This window comes from Petrotoga olearia DSM 13574, from assembly GCF_002895525.1.
Classification (GTDB): domain Bacteria; phylum Thermotogota; class Thermotogae; order Petrotogales; family Petrotogaceae; genus Petrotoga; species Petrotoga olearia.
The window spans coordinates 1-3565 of record NZ_AZRL01000015.1 but is presented as its reverse complement, the minus strand read 5'-3'; the positions used below and the strand labels follow the sequence as shown (position 1 = coordinate 3565).

3 protein-coding genes are annotated in these 3565 nt (G+C 35.4%); all 3 read left to right on the top strand.

Annotated elements, in window-relative coordinates:
- Positions 1–130: 130 nt before the first annotated feature.
- The 3 genes from X929_RS05510 (at position 131) to X929_RS05500 (ending at position 3101) form a co-directional block, all read left to right on the top strand.
- On the top strand, positions 131–1438 hold the full coding sequence (locus X929_RS05510) for a nicotinate phosphoribosyltransferase (protein WP_103067039.1): 1308 nt from the start codon (positions 131–133) through the stop codon (positions 1436–1438).
- Between the two features lie 82 nt (positions 1439–1520).
- On the top strand, positions 1521–2144 hold the full coding sequence (locus tag X929_RS05505; protein ID WP_103067038.1) for a hypothetical protein: 624 nt from the start codon (positions 1521–1523) through the stop codon (positions 2142–2144).
- 15 nt (positions 2145–2159) lie between these two features.
- Positions 2160–3101 (top strand): enolase C-terminal domain-like protein, encoded by a 942-nt coding sequence (locus X929_RS05500; RefSeq protein WP_103067037.1) that lies wholly within the window; start codon positions 2160–2162, stop codon positions 3099–3101.
- Positions 3102–3565 lie beyond the last annotated feature (464 nt).

The following is a 3565-nucleotide window of genomic DNA, read 5'->3' as shown; positions in this document are numbered from 1 at the left end:
GGGGCGAAGGGGCGCAAATAAAGATTAAGCGTAGCTTACATAAAAAATTCTAAAAATCATTTTACAAAATTAACAATCTACTTTTAAAAACCTCACAAGACGGATAAAAAATTGATTAGAAGGTGAAAAAATGAACCCAAACGAAACAAATAAAAGATTACATCCAAAGCTCTTCAAGGTACCCATAGACAAAATAAGAATGGGGTACTACACCGACAAGTATTTTACAAGGTATGTTGAAGTCTTAAAAAAAGACAGGAAAAAAGTCGATGTAACTTATCAATTTTTTCCAAGGGCAGATTGTGTAGTCGTTGGACTAGATGAGGCACTTGCTCTTTTAACCTATGGAACAGGTTACTACAAAGATGAAGAAAAGGCAAAAGAGATTTTTGATGAAATTTTAGCCATAGAAAGGTCGATACAAGACGCCTCCACACGAATGGACAAAGAAGACCTTCTAAATTGTACAAATAAAAAATGGGACCTTAGAATGACACTAAACAGTTTATGGGTTGATAAATGGAATGAGATAGAAGTACTTGCTTTGAATGATGGAGACGAAGCAAAGAAGATGGAGCCAGTGTTCGTAATCAAAGGCAATCCTGCCTTTTTTGGACATTTGGAAACGCTTCTGTTAGGGGTGATGGCAAGGGCTACCAGCACAGCAACCGCTGTAAAGAAAGTGGTAGCCGCTGCCAAAGGGAAGCCTATTCTATTTTTTAGTGCAAGATTCGACCATTTTTGGGTTCAAACAACTGATGGCTATGCAGCTTTGAAAGCTGGGGCATTTGGGGTATCAACGGACGCAAATGCTGATTATTGGGGGGTTGAATCTCTTGGGACCATCCCTCATGCTTTAATTGCCGCGTATAATGGAAACACGTCAGCAGCATCGATTGCTTTTAACAAACATATAGATGGACATGTAAATAGAATGGTGTTAGTAGACTGGGACAACGACGTTATTGGAACCACCATCAAAGTAGCAAAAGAGTTTTACGAATACATATATGGTGAAAAACCCAATATTGACAGCGGAGATTTATCTAAGATAATTGGTGAAGGAAAAGACAAAATCTGGGCGGTAAGGTTTGATACATCTGGATCCTTAAGAGACAAATCTGTGATCCCAAAAGACAAATCATCATTAGGAGTTAATCCAGAGATGGTGTGGCGTGCAAGAAGAAGATTCGATGAATTAGGAATGAACGATTTAAAAATAATGGTCTCAGGGGGATTTAACCAAGAAAAAATAGACCTATTTGAAACCCTAGAAGTGCCTGTAGACCTTTATGGTGTGGGATCTTCCTTGCTTAAACAAAAAATTGACTTCACGGCAGATATAGTAGAAGTCGATGGTAAACCTTGCGCAAAGGTAGGAAGAAAAAAAGGGGACTTCTCACGATTAAAAGTCGTCGAAAAAAACTATTGGGAATAATATGGGAATACAGACACTATGGGTGGGTTACAAGGCAAAGGGCAGCTAAAGCACTATATGAGAATTTTAATGGAGGTAAACTATGTTTTCAATAACTCTCTTTTTAAGTCATTTTGTATCTGATTTTGCTTTTTCCAATGTTTATTCTGATAAATTTTTGGATAAGTCCGATTATTATAAACATCTCATCTGGGTTTTATTAGTCTTTTTGGCTTTCAACTTTGATATGTTAAATGGATGGATGCTCTTAATAGTCGCACTCTCCGTCCTTCTTCACATAGGTATAGACTTATTAAGAATCAGAAACCAAAACACCAACATCTTCTTTGAAATCATATTCTTGGGAGCCTTTTTTCTTTGGTCATACCTGTTCAGAAACTTTTTCCAAGATTCTTTCTTATCTAATGTTTTTCAATTTTATATTTTAGGAATGATCGTAACAACTAGTTTTGGAAGCTTCTTATTCAGAACTTTCAACATATTTGAAAAAGAAAAAAAAGATACAATTGGTGCATCAGAAAGGTTAGCGATGTTCATTTTTTTAATGTCTCAAAACTACCTTTGGTCTATTATAGCAGTAGGTGCTGGGTTGGCATATAAATTGGTCTTTGTGAAAGAAAAGAATATAAAAGAGCTAATATTATCACCAACTTATGCAGTATTAATTTCTTCATTTTGGTTTATACTCATGCAAAACATTTACTAAGAAGGGTAAAAATTTATGAAAGAAAGAAAAAGAGACGTATATTACTGGCAAGAAAGAACTATCCTAAAGAATTTAAATATAGAATGGCAAGAGCATGCTATGTTTAAATTCATAGACAAACAAGGTATTCAAGGGGTTGGGGCGGCAACTCCAAATTATTATTTTGGTGAAACGTTTAAAACCACCATGGCTATTTTGGAAATGATTAGAGATCTAATTGAAATGGAAGATGATATTGAAAACATACCCAACATTGAAGATAAATTCAATGAAAAGATAAAAAGAGACAACTCTTCGAAAACCGCTGTTTTTTTAGCGATTTTTGATTACCTAACAAACAAGTACAATTACAACCCTACAAAATTACTTTTCCCCAATAAAAAAAGTATCTCACAAGAATCTCTCTTTAGAATTTTTTGGAAAAAAGGCATCAACATCTTTAATCTACTCCCTGAAATTCAAAATGATAGGGAGATTATAAAGATAGAGTTCTTAGAAAAGCCATCTCTCTCAGAACTTGAAAAAACCATGAAACTTTTTAAAAGTAAAAAACTTTGGATCGACCTTAAAGGATTATTTTCCCAACACGAAATTAGACACATCCTAAAACTTCTGAAACACTCTGAAATATTAGCTTTAGAACAGCCAACCCCGAAGTATAAAGAAAATACTTTAGACAACCTACACATACCCTACCCCATTTTTTGGGATGAATCAATCGAGCTACCAGAAGATATTATCAGAGTATCAAATATTGCTACGGGGGTCGTCTTAGACATCACCAAGGTTGGTGGATTAACCAACTTAAAAAAACACTACGACTTAGCCAATACCCTCAACTTGGAAACAGTCATCTCCACAAGAATAGAACACCTGATAAATCTAAACTGGTCTAACAAAATAAAAAACGCATTCGATATAATAGATTTGAATATAGCTCATTATATTGTGGCATAATATACTGACCAGTAATATACTGGTCAGTATATTAAATTATGTTTAACATTAAAACTTTATCTTCTTGTCAACACTTGCCATACTGATTTTAGCCCCATTAGTCCGCAGCTGGTAAATAGAAAACGGGAGAAATTTTGCTCAGTAACTCCTATAAACGAAGTATTAATCTCTCCCCCTCCCACTCGACTCATTCAAAAGATATAAACTATTAATCGAAATTTCAAATAAAAACTTGAAATTTCAAAAAAGGATAGTATACTAACTATTAGCAAGCTAATAATTAGTAAGTTAATTATTAGCATGCTAATAGAACAATGAAGCGTGCTTTGAGACCGCAAGTCCTTAGTTAGAGAGACTCTGTGAGTATAAGGGACCGCGGGCCCCTTCTTTAAATGGGCGGGCTGCTGGGCGAAGGGGCGCTAACAAAGATCCTTTTCCTCACGGGTGGGGAGCGGGGTGAAAGG